This window comes from Streptomyces sp. NPDC093801 (assembly GCF_040701585.1).
In the GTDB taxonomy this organism is placed as follows: domain Bacteria; phylum Actinomycetota; class Actinomycetes; order Streptomycetales; family Streptomycetaceae; genus Streptomyces.
In genome coordinates, this window is record NZ_JBFBDP010000067.1 from 1 (window position 1) to 21,590 (window position 21,590).

The 21,590-nt window shown below is 70.5% G+C and carries 18 protein-coding genes and 5 pseudogenes; 5 read left to right on the forward strand and 18 right to left on the reverse strand.

The features are described from left to right. From AB0469_RS39780 to AB0469_RS39825, 10 genes and pseudogenes are all read right to left on the reverse strand, one after another. Window positions 1–363, reverse strand: a pseudogene (locus AB0469_RS39780) (transposase); the annotation flags it as partial. 47 nt (window positions 364–410) lie between these two features. Further along, window positions 411–1,346 carry a hypothetical protein gene (locus tag AB0469_RS39785; RefSeq protein WP_366456492.1) on the reverse strand — a complete coding sequence of 312 codons (936 nt, stop codon included), beginning with the start codon at window positions 1,344–1,346 and terminating at the stop codon, window positions 411–413. A gap of 3 nt (window positions 1,347–1,349) precedes the next feature. Next, window positions 1,350–2,090: an ATP-binding cassette domain-containing protein gene (locus AB0469_RS39790; protein WP_366456493.1), complete on the reverse strand. Its 741-nt coding sequence runs from the start codon at window positions 2,088–2,090 to the stop codon at window positions 1,350–1,352. 123 nt (window positions 2,091–2,213) lie between these two features. Next, window positions 2,214–2,621 carry a hypothetical protein gene (locus AB0469_RS39795; RefSeq protein WP_366456494.1) on the reverse strand — a complete coding sequence of 136 codons (408 nt, stop codon included), beginning with the start codon at window positions 2,619–2,621 and terminating at the stop codon, window positions 2,214–2,216. 82 nt (window positions 2,622–2,703) lie between these two features. After that, a complete protein-coding gene (locus tag AB0469_RS39800) occupies window positions 2,704–3,081 on the reverse strand; it encodes a hypothetical protein (protein WP_366456495.1) in 378 nt (125 codons plus the stop codon). A 310-nt stretch (window positions 3,082–3,391) separates the two neighbouring features. Continuing rightward, window positions 3,392–3,676, reverse strand: a complete 285-nt coding sequence (locus AB0469_RS39805; RefSeq protein WP_366456496.1) for a hypothetical protein — start codon at window positions 3,674–3,676, stop codon at window positions 3,392–3,394. Then, window positions 3,676–3,804 carry a hypothetical protein gene (locus tag AB0469_RS39810; protein WP_366456497.1) on the reverse strand — a complete coding sequence of 43 codons (129 nt, stop codon included), beginning with the start codon at window positions 3,802–3,804 and terminating at the stop codon, window positions 3,676–3,678. Before AB0469_RS39810 ends, AB0469_RS39805 begins: the two co-directional genes overlap by 1 nt. A gap of 276 nt (window positions 3,805–4,080) precedes the next feature. Continuing rightward, complete coding sequence (locus tag AB0469_RS39815) at window positions 4,081–4,230, reverse strand: hypothetical protein (protein WP_366456498.1); 150 nt, start codon at window positions 4,228–4,230, stop codon at window positions 4,081–4,083. A 59-nt stretch (window positions 4,231–4,289) separates the two neighbouring features. After that, window positions 4,290–4,757 carry a hypothetical protein gene (locus AB0469_RS39820; protein ID WP_366456499.1) on the reverse strand — a complete coding sequence of 156 codons (468 nt, stop codon included), beginning with the start codon at window positions 4,755–4,757 and terminating at the stop codon, window positions 4,290–4,292. Window positions 4,758–4,987: 230 nt separating this feature from the next. Beyond that, window positions 4,988–5,428 carry an SRPBCC family protein gene (locus AB0469_RS39825; protein WP_366456500.1) on the reverse strand — a complete coding sequence of 147 codons (441 nt, stop codon included), beginning with the start codon at window positions 5,426–5,428 and terminating at the stop codon, window positions 4,988–4,990. A gap of 1,518 nt (window positions 5,429–6,946) precedes the next feature. Between AB0469_RS39825 and AB0469_RS39830 the strand changes: the two genes are divergently transcribed. From AB0469_RS39830 to AB0469_RS39850, 5 genes are all read left to right on the forward strand, one after another. Then, on the forward strand, window positions 6,947–7,606 hold the full coding sequence (locus AB0469_RS39830; RefSeq protein ID WP_366456501.1) for an RlpA-like double-psi beta-barrel domain-containing protein: 660 nt from the start codon (window positions 6,947–6,949) through the stop codon (window positions 7,604–7,606). 848 nt (window positions 7,607–8,454) lie between these two features. After that, window positions 8,455–8,901, forward strand: coding sequence for a DUF6228 family protein (locus tag AB0469_RS39835; RefSeq protein WP_366456502.1), 447 nt, complete (start codon window positions 8,455–8,457; stop codon window positions 8,899–8,901). Window positions 8,902–9,009: 108 nt separating this feature from the next. Beyond that, the gene (locus AB0469_RS39840; protein WP_366456503.1) at window positions 9,010–9,189 is read left to right on the forward strand and encodes a hypothetical protein; all 180 of its coding nucleotides are present in this window, start codon (window positions 9,010–9,012) and stop codon (window positions 9,187–9,189) included. Between the two features lie 972 nt (window positions 9,190–10,161). Continuing rightward, window positions 10,162–11,004, forward strand: a complete 843-nt coding sequence (locus tag AB0469_RS39845) for a DUF429 domain-containing protein (RefSeq protein WP_366456507.1) — start codon at window positions 10,162–10,164, stop codon at window positions 11,002–11,004. Between the two features lie 602 nt (window positions 11,005–11,606). Beyond that, on the forward strand, window positions 11,607–12,134 hold the full coding sequence (locus AB0469_RS39850) for a ricin-type beta-trefoil lectin domain protein (RefSeq protein ID WP_366456504.1): 528 nt from the start codon (window positions 11,607–11,609) through the stop codon (window positions 12,132–12,134). Window positions 12,135–12,335: 201 nt separating this feature from the next. On the opposite strand, the pseudogene AB0469_RS39855 reads toward AB0469_RS39850, so the two are convergent. From AB0469_RS39855 to AB0469_RS39890, 8 genes and pseudogenes are all read right to left on the reverse strand, one after another. Next, a pseudogene (locus AB0469_RS39855) lies at window positions 12,336–12,506 on the reverse strand (IS5/IS1182 family transposase); the annotation flags it as partial. 159 nt (window positions 12,507–12,665) lie between these two features. Next, window positions 12,666–13,652: a hypothetical protein gene (locus AB0469_RS39860; RefSeq protein WP_366456505.1), complete on the reverse strand. Its 987-nt coding sequence runs from the start codon at window positions 13,650–13,652 to the stop codon at window positions 12,666–12,668. A gap of 436 nt (window positions 13,653–14,088) precedes the next feature. Beyond that, window positions 14,089–14,973, reverse strand: coding sequence for a glycosyltransferase (locus AB0469_RS39865; RefSeq protein WP_366456508.1), 885 nt, complete (start codon window positions 14,971–14,973; stop codon window positions 14,089–14,091). 254 nt (window positions 14,974–15,227) lie between these two features. Then, window positions 15,228–15,743, reverse strand: a pseudogene (locus tag AB0469_RS39870) (hydroxymethylbilane synthase); the annotation flags it as partial. A gap of 28 nt (window positions 15,744–15,771) precedes the next feature. Then, window positions 15,772–16,185, reverse strand: a pseudogene (locus tag AB0469_RS39875) (hydroxymethylbilane synthase); the annotation flags it as partial. 771 nt (window positions 16,186–16,956) lie between these two features. Further along, window positions 16,957–18,924 carry an ABC transporter ATP-binding protein gene (locus AB0469_RS39880; protein WP_366456509.1) on the reverse strand — a complete coding sequence of 656 codons (1,968 nt, stop codon included), beginning with the start codon at window positions 18,922–18,924 and terminating at the stop codon, window positions 16,957–16,959. Between the two features lie 902 nt (window positions 18,925–19,826). Next, window positions 19,827–20,348: a hypothetical protein gene (locus AB0469_RS39885; protein ID WP_366456506.1), complete on the reverse strand. Its 522-nt coding sequence runs from the start codon at window positions 20,346–20,348 to the stop codon at window positions 19,827–19,829. Window positions 20,349–21,073: 725 nt separating this feature from the next. After that, window positions 21,074–21,246: pseudogene (locus tag AB0469_RS39890) on the reverse strand (transposase); the annotation flags it as partial. Window positions 21,247–21,590 lie beyond the last annotated feature (344 nt).

The following is a 21,590-nucleotide window of genomic DNA, read 5'->3' on the forward strand; positions in this document are numbered from 1 at the left end:
CTCCGCCGAAGCGGTCCCGGTGCTCGTCGATGAACGCTACGAGCGTGTGTGTGGCCGGTCGAGCTCGGCCGCGAAGAAACTCGCCGCAGCCTTCAAGATCTCGTTCGCCCGCTTCAGCTCGGCGTTCTCCCTCTTCAGTCGCTTCAGCTCGGCCGACTCCTCCGTCGTCGTCCCCGGCCGGGTCCCGGCGTCGATCTGGTCCTGACGGACCCACTTGCGCAGCGTCTCGGTCGTCCCGATGCCGAGCTTCGCGGCGACCGCTTTCATCGCGGCCCACTCGGTGTCGTAGTCGGGCCGCACCTCGGCGACCATGCGCACCGCACGACGGCGCAGCTCAAGCGGGTACTGGGACGGACGTGCCATGACTCGATCCTCTCAAATGATCGAGTCCCTACCGAACCCGGAACGGTTCATAAGTGGGCTTGTCCGGGCTTGAGGTCACGGCTTTGAGTGAAGGAAGAGCGCATGGGAAGCCCGGCCTCTTGCAGGCGGCCGCTGTAGGTGCGGGTTGTTGCCACGATCCTGGAGCGGTCCGGTGTCTCGGGCCAAAGGCACACCTCCGGGGCGCCGGCGGTGTCGCAGACCAGTGCGTCGGGGTTTCGGTCGGTGACCGGGCTGTAGCTCACGTTCACCACCAGGTATACCGAGGCTGCGGAAGCGGCGACCAGTACGACCAGAGGCTTCCAGCGCCTGGCCTGGGCGATGACCAGGAGGCACGCGGCGATAATGCCGCCGGTGAACAGGAGCGGCCCCCATACCACCATGGGGTCGATGACCGATCCGACCGAGCAGCAGCTGTCATAGGCACCCGCGACCAGGTGGCGAGGCCACGGCGTGTCCCAGGATCCAGGGAACGCGGTCACGCAGAACCCGACGACCATCGCCAAGGGCGCGGCCGCAAGTTGCGGAAGAAGACCGCCCAAGAGGTATCCGGCGAGCGTAGCGGCCGCCATCAGCATCGCAAACACCACGAACATGCCCAGATGGGAGAAAGGCGGCAGCGTTCCCGCCGCGGAGACCCCGATACCGACCGCGATCAGCATCCCCGCCACTCCCATCGCCCACACGGGGGCGAGCAACGGCAAGGCGATGGCGAGCCGGCTGCGGGAAGGAGTCTGCCCGAAGACGTTGCCCCGGCGCAGGCGAGCGCCTTCCCACGCTCCGCTCGCCGCGCATGCGGCGGCGGCGAACGGGATGGTGTAGGAGGCGTTGCCGAGGACAGATGGCCCGTAACCGTGGACGGTGCCCGCTGTGATCGGCTCCGACAGGAGCAGCAGGACGTAGCCGGCGAGAAGGACGAGCATGAGCGCGGCGGAGGAGGACCGAAGGAGAGTGGCGAGGCGCATCGGTCAGATCTCCCGTCCGACGAGCATCGCGTAGGCGGCCTCGGCCTGCTCGCGTGCCCCCGTGGTGGCCGGTGCCAGGGCGTGGAATTCGGCAGGGCTGCCCTGGAACCGGATCCGGCCTTGGGAGAGGACCGCCACGTGCGTGTACAGGTCGGCGAGGTCTTCGGTCTGGTGGGTGGAGACGATCACCTGGACGCTGCCGACGAGGTCGCCGACGAGTTCACGGAAGACCAGGCGCTGTGTGGGGTCGAGGCCGGCTGTCGGTTCGTCCATCAAGATCAGCTCACTGCGGTGGGTCAGGGCCCCCGCGATGCCCATGCGGCGGAGTTGCCCGCCGGACACCTGGTGGCTCTTGCGCCCCGCGAGGGGGGTGAGGTCGACGCGGCGCAGGGCTTCCCTGGATGCTTTCCATGCCTGGTCTTTCGGCATGCCCTTGAGCCATCCCGCGTAGGCGACCTGCTCGCGTACGGTCAGCCCGGGCATGGGGGTGATCTGCTGGGGGATCCACGCCACGCGCTTGCGGTAGGCCGCCAGATGGCGGCCCTTTGCGGTACCTCCGTTGCAGGTGACCGACCCGGAAGAGGGAGGCAGGTGAGAGGCGGCGATAGCCATCAGCGTGGACTTCCCGGCTCCGTTCGGTCCGAGGAGGACGGTTGCCCGCGCGTCGATGTGGAGACTGAAGTCATTGAAGACGGAGGCATTTCGCCCGTACCGGAACGAAATATGATTTAAGATTAGAGACATGAAGGAACGCGCAATCCGCCATCCCACTGGCAGTGGGATGGCTTTGGTTGTGGGACAGTGGACAGGAGAGGGTCCCGGTGCTGAATCCACCGGGACCCTCGTACTACTTATTCAACAACCGTACTACCAGCCGACCTTCACGTAGTTGACCGAGATGTACGTGCCGTGGGACACGTCCGTCAGCGCGAAGTAGTAGTTGCCGGCGTCGTCCGGGTCGCCATAGTCGACCCACCCGCAGTAGTTCGTCCGGGTCCCCTTGGAACGGTCCGGAGCGTTAGGGACGTCCTTCCACAGCTGCAGCCCGGCGTAGTTGAACCCGCCGCCGCCGTCCGCGTAGCAGCCCGAGAAGTAGATGCCCGTGTAGTCCGAGCTGCTGTTGCCGTCCCACCAGCGGTGCGACTCGTTACCCGCCCGCCACGAGTTGATGGACGACTCGAACTGTCCCTCGGCGTGCGCCGGGATCACCGATACCGCACCCAGCAGGGCGGCACCGGCCATCGCCCCGGCCCACGACTTCAGACCTATCTTCACTCGATCCCTCCCTGTTTCGGTTACCGCCCCTGCCGGGCGGCCCATCGCGGGTCGTGAATCCGACCCTTCGTCCAGCCCTCTGCTACCAGCCGACCTTGACGTAGTCGATGTTGATGTAGTCACCGTTACCGACGTCCGAGAGCTGGAAGTAGTAGTTGCCTGCGCTGTTCGGGTCGCCGTAGTCCACCCACCCGCAGTAGTTGTCGCGGGTGCCGAACTTCCGGTCCGGGGCGCCGGGAATGTCCTTCCACAGACTCAGCGACGCGTAGTTGTAGCCGTACCGGTCGTCATCGGAGCGGCAGCCCGAGAAGTAGATGCCGGTGTAGTCCGAGCTGCTGTTGTTGTCCGTCCAGCGGTGAGACTCCGTCGGAGCCGTCCACCACGAGATGTGGGACTCGAACTGTCCTTCAGCGCTCGCCGGCGTGATGCCGCCGATCCCGAGGAGCGCAATACCAGCCATCACGCCGGCCGCGTTCCTGCGCCGTGTGCCCATCAGTTTCCCCTTCCCCTGCTCATTGCCCCTGTACCAGGGCACGACGGAGGGAGGAGACGTTCAGCGATGCCTCCCCCCGAGGCGAACCGAACGCTAGCCACGGAATGCCTCATTCTGCGAAAAATTGTTCTCCTATGGCTCAAATCCACACTCACTCAAAACCGGCTCAGAGCAGGCCACAGCTGCAAACCTCTGCCCCTCCCACCTCGCCTGCCCCACGGAGCTTTGGCCGGGACCCACCGCATCCTGAGCCTCTCTGGAACCTCGCCGACGATGCTCAAGTCCACGAAAAAACAGTTGCCTTCGCATATGGATCCCACCAAGCCGAGTGCCTCCGCACCCCCATCGGTTCCGGGGACTGGTAGCCGCCTTCGCGGATCTGGCGGTTCGGCAGAGCGGTCCGCCTGTCCGTCTTCAGCTCGCTGGCGCCCGGCTTCACGCGCTCGGGCAGGTCAAGAATCTCTGCGTGCGGATCACGGATCTCATCCGACCGGTGCAGCGTGTGCAGTGCCAGGAGGCCGTTCTCCGCCTTGATGGCGACGAGGTACTCGCGCCCGCGCATCACGAACGTGGCGATCCCGGCTCGGTTGGACTCCCCAGGGCCTGCTCGAGGAGGCGGTAGGCCTTCTTGTACTCCTGGCCCCGCAGGCCGAGGTAGTACGTCCGGTCGACGAAGCCGGAGACGTCCACGCGCGCCGAACCGCTTCACCGCGCCGCTGGCCATATGGATTCCCATCATCACCGCCCCGCCGCCGAAGGCACGGGGCAGCACACCAGGTCTACCTCACCGCCGGTTCCTCGACGGACTGCCACACCGGCATCAGGCGAAGTCCGAAGGGACCAGGCTTCGCTGCCGCTGCGTCCGCTGCCGCGCACCCGCGGCGCGGCGCTTGCGCAAACGTGAGCGATCGCGTGCCCGGCCGCCGTTTCCGCGCGGCGCGGTCCGTCCCAGCATGAGGGTGGGGATCAGACCTGGCCGCGCCACTGGCCGGTCAGGGCGGTGGTGGTCCTCGATGAAGGATTGAACCTCTTCAGGTCGCCCTTGACCTGCCGGCCGACCACCCCGAACTTGTCCCCGAAGTTCTCCGCCATCCCCTCGGGATCGAAGTCCGTCACGGGGCTGGCCGGCACCGAGCACGTGCCGAGCAGCAGGTGATCGGCTGAGCTGCCGAGGTTCAGATGTGGGCCCGGATCTGCTTCACCTGATGGCCCAGCCGGTCCGCCAGCGCCGTCAGCTCGTCCTCGCTGAACCAGTGGCGTTCGGGGTTCCAGATGGCGATCTCAAAGCGGGCGAAACCACAAGGCCAGTCGTATTCCAGGGCGTCCAGAGTGGTTGATCCTCCGCAGCACGGGACCTCGGTCGCGAGCGTGGTGAAGCCGCCGTCGCAGTCAGAGCCCAGGAGGTCGCCCCACCACTCCGTGCCGATGGACGCCTGGCACAAGGGGCTGCCGATTCCCTCCAGGTTGACACCACAGTCGACGAAGGTGACCACGTCATGCCACCTCACGTCGATCTCCACGCCGACGCCGTCGGCAAGTCCGGGAGTCAGCTCCTCGACGAGCGCGATAACGCGATCAGCCGCATCATGATCCGGCTGCCACCAGGGATCACTCGGAATGATCGACAGGACGTCATCGCTCATGGCTTCCCCACCTCGTCAGGCCGCTGCCACGACACGATGCCATCGGTCACCCGTTCTGGGGCGGCACTCGTCCTGGACCCGACGCGCGACGCTGGTCAGCGGGGCGTTCCTGGAGCGCGGCAACAGACTCAGGTGTGTGGGTGTGGGTGTGGGTGCGCGGCCCGGCCACGGCACGGCGATCCGGCAGCGCGCGCGGTGCGTCGGCTCGGTCGCCTGGGAGCCGTCGTCGTTCAGGCCTTCCTGAGCAGCCGGGTCGCCGCGCGGCCGAACACGAGGCGGGCCGTGCGGTTGAGGATGCCGTCGAAGAGGCGGGGCAGGAAGCGGATGTGCAGTTCCTCCCGCCACACCACCCGGCTGCTGTCCCCCGGTCCTGGCCGGACCTCGATCTCCGCCCAGCCCAGGACGACCCGGCCGCGCTTCTCCAGCCGGCACAGGCCAGGCTCGTCGCCCGCCGGCGGCCGCCAGACCGTCACCTCCATGACGTCGTCGACGCTCACCGGGCCGATGCCCGACCGGGCCACGAAACGCGTTCCCTCGCGGGTCGGCGGCGTGGTGAGCACCTCGATCCTGGTCAGCGGGACCACGTCGGCGTGGCGGGGCCAGTCCGTCAGCCTGCGCCACGCCTCCGCGGGGGCGAGCGGGGGCGTGCGTTCAAGGGAAAAGATGGGCACGGCACGATCGTAGGGAATCGGCGCAGTCCACTGTGTAACGACGGGGAGCGCAGTGGTCCCGGACAGTCCGGTCCGATTTCACCCTCGCTCGGGGCGCTGTGGCCCGGGGGAGCGGCGCGGCGGCCGTCGTCCTGGGCGCCGAACGACGTCATGGTGCCCGTCGGGCAGTACATGGCCGACCTCCGGCACAGGCACCGCAGACCCGGTCATGGCGGCCGGCGATGTCCCCCGTCCGGAGCACGGGAGCAGGTACGGGACGAGGAGGGCGCTGACGACGAATCCGGCCCGCTCTTGCGAGCGGATCGCCGTGTTGCCCAGGGAAGGCGCCCGGTCGCCCCGGGGGCCGCGGGTCAGCGACCGTCGGCGTCCAGGTGATCGGTGCCCACGAGGGCGGAGGGCGGTGGGGGTGGGGCCCGCAAAAGTAGTCCGGTCTGAGTTTTTGCGGGTGGAACTGCATGGTCCGCGCACGCTGACGCCGGTTGGCTGGAGGCACACGCACAGCACGGCTCCGGCAGCCGCCGGGCGAGAGAGAGTCCCCTCATGAGAATCCGAAGCGGCATCGCGGCGGCCCTGACCGCGATCTGCGCGAGCATCGCGCCGGCGCCTTGGGCTCCGGCAGCCGAGCCCGACTTCGGCCGGTCAGACTCCGTTGTGAGCGAGGCGACCCGACTGTGCCTCGGCTCGGACACCGACGGGAAGGTCCACACGGTGGAATGCCGCTGGAACAGCCCGTACCGGCAGGGGGTGCCGGAGGCGATGACCGCATGGGGCACGATCGGGGTTCTCAACGTCCAGACGGATGGGTGCCGGCTCCAGGACTTCGAGACGTCGGTTCACACCACCTCCTGTCTCCCGACGCAGTACGGGGCCACGGAATGGCTCCGAGGCATCGGCTACAGCCGTAAGGCCTGGACCGACGCGGGCACGACCCCTCGAATCCGATGCCACGGGCAAGGCGTATCCACGGCCGGCCACCGCGGTCTACCGGTACCGGGGCAGAGTGTTCCACCGCAGCTTTCCCACCTGTCGCCGTCGCCCAGGACCACGGACGTCCCTGCACGACCCCACGTATGCAAGGGCTACCGGTCCATGCGCCCCTGGGCACCGCGGTCCTCCTGGCAGGCCTGGCAGTCTGCATGTCCGCGGCTCATCGGGTCGGAGCGGGTGCCTTCGACCGTCCTCGGTGGCGACGCGGGCGACCATGCCCTGGGACCCGGCCGCGCGGTGCCGTGTGCCACCGGAGTCCGGGCGCCGGGCTGACAGCCGGGCCGACCTCCCGTACGCAGAGCTCGTCGTCGGAGCCCACAGGCGACCCCTGGGCCGGTGTTCGAACGGGTCGGCCCGCCGGACGTCGGTGACCTGTCCGTGGCATTCGTGATCCCGGGTCAGCTGTGGGCTCCGGACGGTTCCGTTGGCCGGCAAGGACGTCGTACGCACGCGACCGTGCGCGTTGGCGCACCGCCCATGACTTCCCGCGAACCAGCCCTGGAACGCGACATTTCACAGAGAGTGAGAACGATGAAGGCAAGAATCGCCACGGCCGCCGTCGCGGTTGCCGTACTCGCCGCCGGTTCCGGCGCCGTGATCACCGTCGCCACCGCCTCCGCTTCGGAGACCGCCGACGTAGCCGTCTCGGCCCAGGCCGCGACGGTCGCCGCGCAGCCGGGGGCCACGGTCGCGGCCGGGCCGAACGCCACGGTCGCGGCGCAGCCGGCCGGCTCTCCCCTCGCTCCGCAACCGGGCGGTACGACGGCGCCGCCGGCGAAGCCGAGCAAGACGCCCGCTCCGTCGGGCAGCCCGCAGCCGGGCCAGACCACCACGCCTCCCCCGAAGCCGGGCAAGACCACGACGGCCTCTCCGCAGCCGGACAAGCCGGGTGAGACCTACAAGGGCTCGGCGACCGTCTACTCCCCCGGCCTGGGTGCGTGCGGGAAGATGATCAAGGAGAGCGACCTCGCCGTCGCGCTCGACCCCACCATGTTCGGGCCCGGGTACCCGTCGAGCAGCTGCGGACGCAAGGTCGTCATCACCTACAAGGGGAAATCCGTCACGGCGACGGTCCTCGACGAGGCTCCCGGCGCGGGCCGGCACGGTCTCGACCTCACACCGGGGGCGTTCAAGGCACTCGCCCCGCTCGACAAGGGCAAGCTCGACGTCACCTGGCGCTTCGCCAAGTAGCGCGTCGGACGGGGGGAGGGCGGCCCAGCGCGAGGCCGGACCTGACCTGACCTGACCTGACCTGACCACGGTCGCTCTCGCCGACTGCGAAAGGCATCGTCGAGCGGAGCTTCTGGATGCTGGGTGCAATTCCGGCGCCCTCCCCGTTCTGGGAGGCTGGCACTCGTACGAGTGCCAGCCTCCGTACGCCTTGCCCTCGACCGAGATGAGGACCTCGTTGCCGGGGACAGCGGGATCGGACCGCGGTGGTGAAATCGAGGTGATGCCCACCACTTGCACGCCGTTGTCCGTCCGGGACGCACACTGATGACTTGCCGTCAGGCCAGCCATCGGCAGTGCACCGCATGAGGCCGGCAGGCCGGTCCGGGTGTCTTTTCGAGGCTGCCCGACACCATCGAACAGCGCGCAGGGGCCGGAGTCCGGGACCGTGCGCCGTCCAGCGGGCCCTCAGGCGTGCGATCTCGTGGTCTGGCTGACAGGGCATCGGTCGGATCGCCGTGCTGTCAGGTATGGGCAGCACCCTCCTGGAGCGCCTGATCGCCGCGCTGAACGCACGCAAGGGCACTGCCCCGGACCGTGCGCGGTGGGCCGGTGCCGATGAGGATGTGCTGCGGGTCCTGGTCTGAGCCGCTGCGTAGGCCGTCCGTGCCCAGGGGCCCAGGTGTGGGCGCTCGTCGAGGCGGGCCGGACGCGGCTCGCCGAGGAGGTCGAGCGGCCCGAGCCCGGGATCGCCGCCGGTCCTCCCCCGCGCCCCCGGGGCCCGGGCAGGGCATGAGCCTGTGGTCCGCCAACTGGGACAGAGCAATTGCAGTTGGCCGGTTGACCGCGACATCTCGTAGCCTCCGCAGATGACCGGAGACAGCACCAATGAAGGCCCTTCCATACGCGTCGGGGAGACCGGGTCGCGGACCGTCCACCTGCACTTCTCCGAGCCGGCGAAGCCGTACGGCGACGATCCGACGCTCGACTTCGTCGTCAGGGCGCACGGGCGATCGGTGAGCATCGAGACGTTGGTGCGGACGTGGAGCGGCGACGGCCTCGACGCCTTCCTCTCCTTGTTGGCAAAGGACTTTCAGGGCTGGGACGGGGCGCGCACCTGGCGCTCCCTGGAAGGCGATCTGACCCTCTCGGCGGAGCACCGCTCTCGGGGATACGTCCACCTGACCTGGGGTATTCGTCCTCGCCCGCCCGAGGAGAGCTGGAACTTCGAGATCACCACGGTTCACGCGGCCGGCGAGGACATGCGCCGTCTCTCCACCCGCTTCGCCGCGTTCTTCACGGACGGCATCGTCTGAGCGCCGGGGCGGCCGACTGAACTGCTCACCCGCCAACTGAAGGGAGGGCTCAGCCACCCCGACCACCCCATGCGCCGGTGACCGGCGGGGGTCAAGGTTCACGTCGAGGTGGTCGGTGTCGGTGAACTCCACCAGCAGCCCGTCCGCGCGGCCGCCGCCGTCCTCGAAATGGACCTCCTGCAGGCCCTCGACGGCAATCCGCTGCAGCCGCTCCTCGGTGACCCCGGCCTCCTGGGCGGCCGACAGCCGGCTCGCGTGGCGCGGGGGCAGACCGGTGAGCACGGCTGAAGCCGGGCGGGCTGTCTGGGTGGGTTGGAGAGGGCGTCGAGGTCCAGGAGGTCGGCCACCGTGCCCTCGATGCTCTTTGCGTGGCGGACTGACCACGAGGTCCCCTCTCGCGGTCGATGGCCGCCGCCGGCTGCTCGCGTTCGCCATCATGCCCGGGCTGGATGGCGATGCTCTCGCGTACGAGCAGGTCATGGCCCGGATCCATGTGCCCGGAGGATCGGACCGACTCGGCATGGACAGTCGACGAGCACTCGGAGCGCAACGTTCACCTGTGCCGCGACGAAGACGGTCAGATCGTCGGAGCCAGCGGGGAGGGCGAGGGCCAGGAGGACGGTGCAAACGTCGCCGCGGCGTCGGTGCTGCTCTCCAGCCCGCGCGACGCCGCCACGATTGCCCCGTGCCTGCGCGCCGGGAGCTCGAGGACTGGCGCAAGACGCTGCTGGACGCGCCGGACGCCGGGCGCCCCCTCCTTCCCCCACGGCCAGCCGTACGGCGAAGGGCCCGAGGAAGGCACCGCAGGCGTTCCCAACGGGGCCTGGGCTCCCTCACGCAGTCGGCAGAGCGGCGCACACCGGCCCTGCCCCGCGCCCACGGCGGGAGGGCACGGTCGAGGGCGAGGCGGAAGCAGCAGCTGAACGCGCTACAGGAGCTCGACGTCGACTCGGGCCGTGGGCGGGCGTCGCACGCGTCGCCGTAGGTATCGGATCGGCGTCGGGTGGGGAAGGTGACGACCACGGACCTGCGGCTGGCTTTGACCGACAAGTGGAGGAGTCCGCCACAGATGGCGGGGCAGGAACGTCTCGAACGCGCGGAGCGCATGGTCAGGGCCTGCATGCGGTGGGCATGAACCTCTCCGCGGCGTCGCCGTCAAGGTCGAGGCGACGGGGGTTGTAGTCGAACCACACCAATACCCGTGGCGACAGCGACGTCGACAGGAATCGGCATCTGGAAGGAAGCAGAACCAAGTTGAACGTGACGACCGCGGACGAGCGGCCCGGGACCGCCGCCCCACACCCGCCCATGGTGACAGTGGGTATCGACCTGGCCGGATACTCCGGAACGACGGGGGTCTGCCGCGTCACCTGGGCGGAGCGGCCCTTCGTCGAGCTGCTCGATGCCGGGAACGACGAAGACCTGCTGGCGGCCATGCGCAGTGCCGACAAGACCGGCCTGGACTCGCCCGTCGGCTGGCCGGTGGCGTTCACGTCTCTGCTCGCCGCCCACCAGGCCGGCACGAAGCTGCCCGTGCGGTCCCGGTACATGCCGCACCCGGGCGGTCCTGACGGGCTGGGCACGTTCACCCATCGTCTGACCGACGACCTGGCCTGGAAGCGCACCGGGGCCGGGAAACAGCGTCCGCTGTCCGTCGCCGCCGACAAGCTGGGCATCGTCGCCATGCGAGCAGTCGACCTCTTGGAACGTCTGGCCGAGGCTGGTTTTGCCGTTCCCCGCGACGGCTCCGGCTCGGTCGCCGAGGTCTACCCGGCTTTCGCGTTGATCCAGTGGGGGCTTGCCGGCCAGGTCAGTTACAAGGGCGCCAAGCCCGGCGCCCTTGCTGCGAGGGCCGAGATCCTTGCCGGCCTCGCCGACGGCTTGAGCCTCGACCTCGGCGAACGTGTGCGCGACCGGTGCAGGCGCAGCGACCACGACCTGGACGCCCTGATCTCCGCGGTCGTCGCCCGGGCCGCAGCGTGCGGGATGACCCACGTGCCGGCCACCGACGAGGAGCATGCCATGGCCGCAGTCGAAGGCTGGATACACCTCCCTGACCGAGACCTTCCGCTCGCCGTCGTGCGGGACGGAGCAGCTCCCTGACCCTCCCCGCCACACCACAAAGTGGACAGAGGCCGGCGAGGATCGGCGTCACAGACGCGTCTCCAGGCCAGCGGGACGTGAACGTCGCGGACGGTGTGGATCCGGTCGAGGAAGCAGCCCTCGCACTGGGCCTGGGCCATCTGCGCGGAGGGACACCGGTACATCGGCGGCGTATGCGGCAGCACGCCCCAGCCGGTGGAGCCGGCCCCACTCCCAGAATCGGCGCGCGGCGTCTGCACCAGGTCGTGGGCGTCCTGGGTCGGGGCGGACGCTCTCTTGCCTCCCCGCTGGTGTACTTCGTCACCGCGAAGTGCCCGCGCTCGAGCGCTGGTGGCCCGTACGGTCCTGCACGCCCAGTCAGACGGAGGCCGTCCGCCGGGGACTCGCCTGCCTGACCCGCGAGAAGTTCGCCGCATTCGACGCCGCGAGAGTGCGATTTTGTTTCAATAGAATTCGCAAAAACAAGGCAAAGGGTAATGGAATAACCGCCTCCTGCCGCAAGCTCAAATCTTAATCAAATCCCTTGGCTGTCGCGGATTTCTCTCTATATGGTTCGAGGGTCGCCAGGAAATGGCGTGAATTCAATTCAAACGGGGATGAGAATGTTCAAGATTTCCAAGGCCCGGGCCGCACTGACACTGGCCACGGTCCCGGTCGCCCTTGTGGCGGTCTCCACGTCGGCGCACGCGTCCGAGGACATCGTCTGGCGGAACAAGGCCACCGGCGGCTGTCTCCAGATCTGGAACAACGGCTCGCTGGACACCGATGCGCAGGCTTGGATCCACTGCCAGAACGACGGCCTCCTCAACGGCAAGCACTTCAACGTCCGGTGGGACGACTCGCAGAACAACCTCCAGAACGCGAACGGCGCCTGGAAGATCACCACTCGCGCCTCCTTCGTCGGGGGCCAGTGTCTGGCCAGCTGGTACGCCGGCGAGAACGGGCTCGGGAACGTCTACGTCGAGCCCTGCGGCTCCCCCGCCAACTACTACCAGCAGTGGTACGAGAACTGGAAGGGCGACGGAATGCAGCTGGTCAACCGCCAGACCGGCCTGTGCCTCGACAGCAACGCCCAGGGTGCGGTCTACACCCACAAATGCAATGGCGGCGACAACCAGATCTGGAAGTAAAGGGAACCCGGTAACCGGGACCCAAATTGTTCAACGTATCGCATGACGCGATACGGAATGCGCCTTCCCGCGTGCACGCGGGAAGGCGCATCTTTCTTGCGCAGACATTCAGTTCAGGCAGACTGCTTGCCTCAAGACCGTGTCCTGCCGGCCAGGTGGTTGCGCGGAGGGCTTCCGTGGCCGGTGGCTGAGGTGACCGCACCCGGTGAGCCATGACGTGGTCCGCTCGATCACCCGCCTGCGTCGCCCGAGTCGCTCTGAAGGTTCGACGGCTGCGCGGGCGATGCGGACACCGAGGCACTCGCCGCTTGGCCGGCGCCGTCGCGGTTCAGGTATGCCGTAGGCGTCGGTGCGGAGACGCCGCCCAGGCTCGACCAGCACGCCGGGCGGGCGCAGGGCTTCGGGGCCGTCCTGGCCGGAGGTCCGCTTCACGGATCAGCGCTTCCTGCGCTGCCTCTGGCGGGAAGCCATCTTCAAGGGCTTCACGCAGCCTGATCCGAGGCACTCGTGCCTCCCGCAGTGGTCAGCGAGCTAGTGTGCCCACGGGTCGTCGCAGTCCACGGGACCGGGCTGCTCGGGGTGGAGCATCTCGCGTACGCAGCGTCTGAGTCCCGTTTCGCCGGATCCGCCAGCGACGGCCATCCAGGGCAGCGCCTCCATGGTGTGGGACAGCTCGTCGGTGACGAGGTCGTCGACGGCGGTGCGCAGATCGTCGGGGGCGGGCTCGTCGGTGAGGCAGAGCCAGCCGATCGCGGCGGCCAACCGGACCTCGGGGGTCTGCGCCCGGTCCCGCCACTGCTCCCGTATCCATGCGGTGGTCGGCGGGTGGGGGTGGGAGCGGGTGGCTTCGGCGGTGGCGAGGACCAGGGCGGCGCAGACGATCGGGTCCTGTTCGACGGTGAGGCGGGTGGCGAAGCCGTCACGAACCGCGCGGTCGGGGTCGGTGGCGGTGGCCAGGGCGTAGGCGGCGCTGATCCGGATCACGGGGTCGGGGTCGTCGAGAAGGGACTGCAGGAGGGCGGCGTCGGCGGTGATCGCGGCCCGGGCACCGGCCACCGACCAGCCTGCGGGGTAGCCGCTCACCTCGACGCCGTAGTCGTCGTAGGGGCCGTAGGCGGCGGAGCGGGTGTCGGCGCGGTGGAGCAGCAGTGCGTCGCGGGAGGCGACGCCGAAGTAGCGGGCGCGTGCCGGGGCGGAGGCCTCGTTGAGCGCGTCGGCACGGCGCGGGTGGCGGGTGTCGGCGGCGATCCGGATGAGGAACGGCACCGCGAGCACGGCAGCGGCCCGCATGTCGTTGGCGCATCGGCCGTCTGCAGTGCCCGCTCCTGTTCGAACGGGCGAGGTGCAGGTATGCAGGAGGTGGACGGCCTCCCTGACGCTGTCGCCTCCCGGGAAGTTCCCCCAGGGGACCTCGTCGAGCAGGAAATCGTTCTTGACTTCGGGTCGGAGGCCGGCCACCACCGCGCGCACGTCGAACGGCCCGCCGACGAACGAGGACAGGTCCGCCCCATCCGCCAACGCCCGGCACATCGCGAACGTCGGATCCCTCCGCCACTCCTCCATCTCACACCACCCCACCGCCGAGTCTAGGCCGGGCCGGTCACCCCCTGACCGGCTGATCTGCTCCTCGTCCCCGGCCGCCGCCGAAGACGTGCAGGTTCTTGTGGCTGCTCGGTGGGTGAGACCCGGTCGTCGACGGCGAGGCCGCGGGTCACGGTCGCGCTGATGCCGAGTCCTTCCTCCAGTGGGACGGTGTCCGAGGTGCTGCTTCAGGGCCTTCCGCGCTGATCGGTGACCAGCGCGGAGGTCCCGGACCCGAGGGCGGCCGCCGCGCGCTGCACTGCGTACCGCTCGGCGCGCAGCGCCGTACGGGAGGGTCCGTCGGGTGGGGGCGTCGTGGTCGTGGCTCTCCGAACCGTGCCGTCCGGGCACTGGCGCTGCAGGCTGGTGGCCGTCACAGGATGGGTGGGCGGCCGGCGGCGGTCAGGCGGAGGACGGTGCGCCACGCCATCGGCCGGCGGTCCTGGCGGTGGCGCCCCGCCCACCCCTCGCGAAAGCCGCGCAGGGACTCCCGGGCGCCGCCCCCTCGGACGGCGCGCACTGCGGTGGCAGCGATCCATACGAGGAGGTAGACGGGGATGAGGGGGGCGGGCAGGTTGCGGTGGGCGGCCCAGACGCGGTTGCGGGCGGCGAGCCGGTGGAAGAGGGCGTGCCGGGTGGGTTGGGTGAGGGGGTGGTGCATGCGGATCCCGGCGGCGTACCAGCCCGTGTGCCCCTGGTCCCAGAGGCGCTGGGCCAGGTCGAGGCCCTCGTGGTAGAGGAAGAAGGAGTCCGCCCAGCCCCCGACGCCGTCGAAGGCGGTGCGGCGGATGAGGACGACGCCTTCGGTCATGGTGGTGATGGTTCCGGGCCGTTCCGGGTGGCCGGCGCGGAGGCGTGGGGTCCAGCGGCGTGGGGTGGTGGTGTCGTCGGGTCCGGTCAGGCGGGGCTGGACGTAGGCGGCGCGGGGGTGTTGCTCGGCCTCGGCGACCAGGCGGGCGAGGACGTCCGTGCGGGGAAAGGTGGCGTCGTTGTCGAGGAAGAAGAGGTATTCCGCCCCTGGGCCGTCCTGCGCGAGGGCACGGGCTCCGACGTTGCGGCCGGCCGGGATGCCGACGTTCTGCGGGAGGGCGGCCGTGCGGGCACCGGCGGGGACGACGGCAGGGGCGCAGCCGTTGCCGACGACGCAGACCCGCAGGTCGACCCCGGTCTGGGCGAGGAGGGTGGCCTGGGCTGCGGCCTCTTCCGACGGGCGGTCGTTCAAGGTCAGCAGGACGACGTCGATGCGGGGAAGGGACACGGTGTCTCTCTCGGGAGCGTTGGCAGTGCGCGCGGCCGGGTCGGCGCCTGCACGTTCATGAGGTCGGGGCGGGCATGGACGGGCTGGTGAACTGTCCGGCGCGTCAAGCGAGTTCCCCGGCCCCGGTCCGGTCGGCGAGCCTGGGGCGAGCCTGGGGCGAGCCTGGAGCGCCTGCCGCAACCGTACCCGGCCCGCGCGAACGCCCGGCGGCGCGAACACCGCCGCGGTACCGGCGCCTCGACCGCCTGCCCTGCTCACGGCCGCACGTCCAGAAGGCGGGCGGCACCGTCCTCCGGCAGCCGTACTCCCGCGCGGTGCCCCACCGCGGTGGGGTCGGCCGGCGGGCCGGTCGTCACCGCGCGCAGCGGAGCGCCGCCGGCCGGATCGAGGACGATCGCGTGCACCGTGAGGCTCCCGCCGGCTTCGTCGACGGTGGCGTGAACGGAGGCCGCGGTCGGGCACCCGCCCCGCAGGGCGGCGAGGGCGGCGCGTTCGGCGTCGAGGAGGACGCGGGTCGGGAGGTGGGTGAGGGGAGCGAGGAGGTGGCCGGTGGCGGGGTCGGCGGTGCGGTGTTCGACGACGACGATGCCGGCGCCCGCGGCCGGGAGCCACACCGTGGGGTCCAGGATCCGGGAAGCGCGATGGGAGAGGCCGAGACGGCGGAGCCCGGCCAGGGCGGCGATCATGGCGTCGGCACCCAGGGCCCCGGTGTCGAGTGCCTTCAGGCGGGTGCCGGCGTTCCCGCGGATCGGTACGGGGAGCAGGTGGGGGTGGAGGGCCTTCGGGGGCGGCGCGGCGGGGTGCGCCGGTGCCGATGCGGGTGCCGGGCGGCAGGTCGTCCAGGGTGGCGGGTGGGTGACCTGCGGGGAGCACGAGGACGTCGCGGACGTCCTCGCGGGGCAGCACCGCGCCGACCGTGATCCCGGGGGCGCGGTCGTGGGGGCCGGGGACGTCCTTGGCGCAGGCGATCGTCGCCTCGAGCCGGCCGTCGAGGAGGTGCCGGTCGGCCCGGCGGGTGAAGGCGCCCTTCCCGCCGATCTCCGCAAGGGGTCCGTGGTGCTGGTCACCCTCGGAGGTGATCTCCACGATGGCGAGCTCGACGTCCGGGTGGCGCAGGCGCAGGGCCCGGGCGAAACGGCCGGTCTGCTCCATGGCCATGGGACTCGGGCGGGTACCCAGCCGCAGTGGCCGGGCGGTGGTCCTGAAGGTCATCGGGGTTCGCTTTCGGCCGCGAGGGGTGGGCGTGGGGGGCGTAGGGGGTGAGGTACGCGTTCGGGGAGGGCGTGGCGGTCACCTCTCCTTCGCGGTGGGGACGACGCGCAGCCGACGGTCCCCGGAACACCGCCTCCCGCACGGGCCGTTCCGCCGTCATACCGCCTCCGTCAGGACGCCGGGCCCCGGTTGTCCAACGGGTCGGGGCAGCGGCACGTCACGCCCGGGCCGGCGGAACACCAGGCGGCAGCGCTCCTTGTCCAGGACATCGCCGATGGGCAGCAGGTCGTGGGGCGTTCCGGCCGGGTGGACCGTCAGGACGGGATCGGCTGCGTGATCGTCGTTGTCGGTCGGAGAGCCGAGCAGCTGCCGGGTCAGGCACAGGTCGACCGGCGCGATCCCGGCCTCCTCCGCCGCCTCGCGCAGCGCCGCGGCGAGCAGCGTGCGGTCCCCCGGGCTCGATGTGGCCGCCGGGGGCCGGCAGGAGGCCGCCGGACGCCCGGTGCCGGATGTGCGGGACCCGGCCCTGCCGGTCGATGATGACGGCGCTGCACGTGATGTGCCCGGGCTGCGTCGTGCGGGCGGTCGCGTCGACGGGCCGGTCCAGGGCGGCGAGGAGCCCGGCCAGGGCGTCCCGATCGTCGGGGTGCCGGCCGAGGTACGCCTCGACGGTCCTGCGGATCGCGGTGGAGCTGGGTGGCATGGGCGTCGTCTCACCTTCGAGGTAGGGGGCGGTGCTGCGGGCGGCGCTGGTGGAACTCGCGCCGGGCGTCAGCCCGCCGTCTCGTGGCCGGACGCCTCGGCGCCGCGGGGGCCGGGGACGGCGTCGGGTGCGGGCGCGATCCCGTACTGGGCGGCCTGTGCGGTGAACATGCTCTGGTACAGGCCGCCCGCGCGGGCCATCAGGTCCTCGTGGGTGCCGTCCTCGACGACGCACCCCTGGTCGAGGACGTAGATGTGGTCGGCGTGCATGGTCGCGGCGAGCCGGTGGGTGACGAGCACCACCGCGTGCCCCTCCCCGGCCAGGGACCACAGCCCCTCGAACGCGGCGATCTCCGCATGCGGGTCGAGGGCGCTGGTCGGCTCGTCGACCAGCAGGAACGGCGCCTGCCGGTACCGGGTGCGAGCGGACCCCAGCTTCTGCCACTGTCCGCCCGAGAGCTGGACACCGCGCTCGTAGCCCTTGAACACGATCGAGTCCCAGCCGTGCGGCAGGCCCTCGACCAGTTCGAGCACGCCCGCCTGGTCGGCGGCCTGGCGGACGCGGTCCATGTCCCGGGGACGGTCGCCGATCCCGATGGCCACGTTCGCGGCCGCCGTCATCTCCCAGCGCGGGAAGTCCTGCGCCAGCAGCCCGACCTCGGCGAAGACCTGGGCGCGGTCGGCCTCACGCAGGGCGACCCGTTCTCCCGGCTCACCCACCCACCACACGTCTCCCTCGGTCGGCAGCAGCAGCCCGGCCAGCAGCTTGGTCAGGGTGGTCTTCCCCGAGCCGTTCGCCCCGACGAGGGCCGTCACCTTCCCCCGGGGAACCCGCACGCTCACGCCCTTGAGGGAAGGGGCGTCGGCACCCGGGTAGGTGAACGAGACCGACTCCGTCCTCACCTCCCGCACCGGCACGGGCAGCGGCGTACCGGTGAGCGGGATCGCGTTCTCGCCCGCCACCTTGATGGCGTCCTCGGTGTCGGTGAGGAACAGCAGCTCCTCGTAGAGCCGGTTGACCTGCTGCACCAGCGATGTCAGGCGCGCCGTCGACGTACGGATGGCGATCACCGCGGTCCCGCCGACGGCGAGCGGCATGCCACCCGTCGACAGCAGCCACCACAGCACCCCGTAGCAGGCCAGCGACGCCATACCGGCGAAGGCGCCCGCGACCAGATCCGTGGAGGCCTGTGCCCTGGCCAGGCGCCGCTGCTCCGCCTCCGTCTGCCTCGACATCTCCTCGTAGCCGGACAGCAGCTTCGTGCCGGCGGCGTGTACGCGGAGCTCACCGGCGGCGTGCGGGCGGGTCAGATAGGCGAGCAGGGACGCGATGGCCCGCCGGTGGTCGACCCAGGTCATCCGGGAGAGGTAGTCGCGCCGCGCGGAACGGACCGCGCCCCAGCCCTTGGGCAGGGCGATCGCCAGCAGCATCGGCAACAGCGCCCAGTGCAGCGCCGCGAGCACGACCGCGGCCGCCGCCATGCCGATCACCACATTGCCGACGCCTACCGACAGCCGCAGCATGCTGCGGGCCGAATCCGTACCGAACTTCCCCGCCTCCAGGACCCGCTGGACCTCGGGCCGTTCGGTGGCCTCCACCTCCACACCGGTGACGGCCGTGTAGTAGCGGGCGGAGACCGCCCGCTCCACCTGCGGCTCCAGCCGGCCCGACATCGCCGTCGACCACGCCGACAGCACGGCGGTGGCCACCGCCGCGACCGCGAGCACCAGCAGCGCCGGCAGGGCGTCGCGGAGCTTGTCCACGGTCGGACCGTCGGCGAACAACTGCGCGAGGACGCTGTTGACCGCCACCAGGCCCCAGGCAGCCGTCACGCCCTGTCCGAGCTCGGCGGCCACCACCCCCATCAGCGCGCGCCGGTCCGCTTGCCAGCCCGTGCGCAGCACCATCCCCACCATGCGCGGCAGCGCGGCCGCCATGTGCCCGAACTTCAGGCGGATCAGAGGGCCTTCGTGCCGTACGAAGGACTGGTCGTAGCGCAGCCGGCCACCGTACAGCTCCCGCTCGGCGTCCGAGATGCCGTCCGTGGCTCCGGCCTTCGGGCCGCTCGCGATCTCGTCGCTGCCCGGTTCGACTGACGTCAATGTACTCCCCCTCGTGGGCATGGTGATGGCGTCGGTGTGTTCAACGACGCCGCACCCTTTCGAGCACCTGTTCCTTTCGGACGGGTTGTGCACCCCGTGATTCAGGGGTTTCCCGAAGGTGCGCAGTGCACCGACCCTTGCCGCGCAAGGGCCTCCGTTCGAGGGCGGGTTGGCCGAAACGCCGATGCCGGGCCGCTCCAGTGGCACTCGTGCGACACGAGCTCCCGGCTGGCGCCTCCCCCTGTTTGTCGAGGCGAACGGCAGACCCCGGCACAGAGCGCTCCGGGTAGGCAAGCTCCGCGTTGAACAGCTCCTCTGCGCCGTCGTCGGCGCGCCTCGGGATGTTCGGGACATCAGTCTCGCTGTGGCCCCCAGGACCGACTACGGGGATACAGCGCCTCCCAGGCAGCGGAGGTCCCGCCGTGGACGACGGTCAGGTTGATCCGAAGCACGGAGCGGCCGCAACCCTACGACCCGCTGGAGGGGCCGTCCCCACATGCGCGGAGTTCCGCGCAGGCGCAGCACCCGTGTCGCGGGCCGCAGGCGGGTGATGGACCGTCCATGACGGGACGCGCTCATTCGGCTCCGGCCGCGGGGAACGCTCACGCAGAGCATCTCGGAGAGGGGGTTGATTGCGATCCGACGGCCGGTACGAGGAGCCGGCCGTCGGTGCGCGCCTGGCGCGCTGGCGGGTCGGCGACCAGTGGGCCGGACAGCAGCCGCCGGTGGGGCCGTCACCGGCGGCTGCGGTCACCGGCCCGTGGCCGGCGCCCAGCGGGGTCGCGGGCCACCGCTCGGTCAGCGGCACGGCGCCGTCCGGGAGATCGGGTCCGGACTCACGGCAGGTTGACGGTCGCGCTTCCGTAGACCGGGCTGGTCACCGAGGCGCCGCCGTAGACCGTCGTGATGGTCGCCTGCGCGCGGGTCTGGTACGTGCCCTGCTTCAGCGGGTACTCCGTGTCGGCGCTCGAACTCAGCGCGTTGTACACGGTGGTGGAGTTGTAGGTGACCTGGGAGCCGTTGTAGAAGAGCGCCACACCGAGCTGGATCTTGTAGACGGAACCCGTGCAGCTGATGCTCGCCAGGCCCTCCTCCCCTCCGCCGTACGGGCCTCCGTAGTAGCGGAAGGGCGTCGACGGGGTCACGGTGCAGTCGATCGTCTGTGGCACGGCGCCGGCGCGGGTGGCGGGGACGGTGAGGGTCAGGACGGTGGCGCCGCTGCCCGCCTTGGCCAGGGTGACGGCCGGGCGCTCGGTGGCCGCCTGCGCGGTGGCGCTCGGCACCACCAGGGCGACAAGGGACGCCGCGCAGGCGCCGAGGGCGACGCGTCGGATGAAGGGGTGGGTGTCGTTGCTCATGACTGCTTCCTTGGACCGGCCGCCTGGGGAGCCGGATGCTCCGGTGGCGGGGCTGTGAAGAAGTGACATGTACGAGCCGAACACTTCGAGGCGACGGCACCGGGCATGGTGCCGCGCCAGGGACGACAGTTTTCAGGTCCTCCGACTGGACGTCAATATGCCTCTGTCACGCGCGTGGTGCCGGTGGTCTCGCGTATTCAACTGTCGTCATCAGAGGAATCGCACGCACCCTCAGTGCCGGCCGGGCTTTGCGAGGCTGCGCTGCCGCCGAGCTGTCCTGTCGCGTGGCAAGCGGCTGCCGGTGACGTCGTCGTCGCTTGTCGGTGGTCCGCGGCAGCTACACCGAACCGCCGCTCAAGGCCGCGGGGCCGGACTGGACCTCACCGACCCTTCATCGTGGAGAGGCGTCCGGAGTGGGGACCCGTCCGTGCGACTCCGGAACGGGCCACCGCCCTGACCGCCGGACATCGACCCGGCCTGGAACTCCGACGATCCCGTGCTCTCGTCGAGAATCCCGCTGCGCGGCTCGCTGGGCTCCCGGCCTCGCCCCGGGGGCAGGCGACTGCGCCGCCGCGCGAGCGGCAGCGGCCGGGCTGGCCGTCGCACATCGGTGCGAACCGGGTGTCATGGCCGACCTCGTGGCCGGCCGGCCAGGCTGGTCCGGCCGCGAGGAGAGGGCGGTCGACCCGGTGGAAGCGCTGGGACTTGGCGAAGTCGGCGGTCTTGGCCGTCGACTTCGGTATCCCGAAGCACCGCGGCAGCGAACGCCAGGCACAGCCGCTGACCAGGACGTAGATGATCGCCGCGAACAACATCGCATCAGGCGTGTCCTGCGTCCGCCACCCTGCGGCCGTACCCGCGACGACAAGATCAGCGGCTTGGCGCCAGCGGGAGCCAGGTGTCCGCCGCGGCCTGACGACGCAACTGCACCTGCCAGTGCTCGTGCACCGACCGCTGCCAGGCACCCGCCCTCTCCTGGTGCAGGGCCCAATGCCGCTCACGTTCACAGGAGGCCTGCCAGCGACGTCGAGCCGACGGCCCGGCCTGAGGACCGCCATGACGACGCGGAACACGACGGCCAGAGCCACGGAAAGGAACCGCCAGCAGCATCCACTGACGCCTCCGGCTCCATCGGATTCCCGGGTCTGCTAGGGCGCGTATTTGGTCGTGATCAAGGGCTGGTTCGGGTGAGGGCCTTGATCCAGATCATGGCGGCGCGGAGGTGGAGGCCTGCGAGGTAGC